Annotated in this window: 1 pseudogene; it reads right to left on the bottom strand. The window is 40.5% G+C overall.

Features of this window, described 5'->3' with window-relative positions:
• Nucleotides 1–130 precede the first annotated feature (130 nt).
• Nucleotides 131–247 (bottom strand): annotated as a pseudogene (locus ATB78_RS29195) (DUF3265 domain-containing protein); the annotation flags it as partial.

Here is a 247-nt window from a genome sequence, read left to right as displayed (position 1 = left end):
AAGTCAAAATACGCACCAGACATATCAAATGGCAGTCTAAATACAATGATTGAAATACCAAAATATATCGCGAAGAAGAGACTCACACTGTTGATAGCTGACATTTTTATCCTTTAAACATAACGCCCTGTTAAGGGGTGAGCAACGCAATACTGAAGCCGCCGCATACCACCTTAAACACTAAAACCAACGCATAGTGAAAATGCCACGCGTTGCGAATCCCTCTTGAACAGTTTGTTATGCTTGT

Origin of the sequence: Vibrio sp. CUB2, from assembly GCF_001557945.1 — a bacterium.
Classification (GTDB): Bacteria; Pseudomonadota; Gammaproteobacteria; order Enterobacterales; family Vibrionaceae; genus Vibrio; species Vibrio owensii.
Note: the sequence above shows the minus strand (reverse complement) of the source record. Positions and strands in the feature narration are given on the sequence as shown.